Origin of the sequence: Mesorhizobium sp. M7A.F.Ca.ET.027.03.2.1, assembly GCF_003999175.1 — a bacterium.
GTDB lineage: Bacteria > Pseudomonadota > Alphaproteobacteria > Rhizobiales > Rhizobiaceae > Mesorhizobium.
On sequence record NZ_RZOM01001551.1, the window covers coordinates 1 to 953 of the forward strand.

Genomic DNA, 953 nt, shown 5'->3' on the forward strand with positions numbered 1-953 from the left:
GGCGATGGTGGAAATCGTATAGCCGAGCAGCACCAGCGCCAGCACGAAGATCAGCACGGCGGTCAGAAGCAGCGACATCGACCCGGTGAAGGGGATGGCGAACAGAAGCTTCGCCGCCGCCAGCACCACCACCACCTGCACGCCGCCGACCGCCAGATAGGGCAGCACCTTGCCCATCATGATCTCGAGCGGGCTGGACGGCATCGCCAGCAGGTTTTCCATCGTGCCGCGCTCGGTCTCGCGCGTCAGCGCGATCGAGGTCATCATCACCATGGTCATCTGCAGGATGACGCCGAGCAGGCCGGGCACGATGTTGTATTGCGAGATGCCTTCGGGATTGTAGCGCCGGTGTACGACGACATCGAGCCGACCCTTGGCGGCCTCGGCGGCGGCTTCCTGCGTGCCTTGCGCCCTCAGCAGCGCCTGGCTGGCGACTGTGCCGAGCGTCGAAATGGCGCCGCTGGCCACCGCCGGGTCGGTGGCGTCCGCCTCGATGAGTATCTGCGGGTTGCTGCCGCTCTCCACCCTCCTGGCGAAATCGGCGGGGATGGTGACGACGAAGGCGACGTCGCCGCGCGATATCAGGAACTCGGCCTCGGCGGCACTTTGCGCGACATGGTCGAAACGATAGTAGCCGGTGGTCTGCAGCGCCGCGACAATGGCACGCGTGTAGGGATCGTTGCTCGTCGCCACCAGTGCGGCAGGCAGGCTTTTCGGGTCGTTGTTGATGGCGTAGCCGAAAAGCACCAGCTGTATCAGCGGCACGCCGAGCATCATGGCGAAGGTGATGCGGTCGCGCCGCATCTGGATGAATTCCTTGATCAGCAGCGCGCCAAGCCGGGCGAAGGAAAAGACGCTGTTCATGCCATGTTGTCCTTCGACCCAGACATGAACTGGATGAAGACGTCCTCGAGGCTGGTTTCACCAGGCGAAACTTTCACGCCCTTGTGCTC

Annotated in this window: 1 protein-coding gene; it reads right to left on the bottom strand. The window is 63.8% G+C overall.

Translation table 11 applies throughout. The features are described from left to right. The coding region (locus EN750_RS36365) for an ABC transporter permease (protein ID WP_145968288.1) at positions 1 to 864 on the bottom strand (864 nt) is incomplete at its 3' end. Positions 865 to 953: the final 89 nt, after the last annotated feature.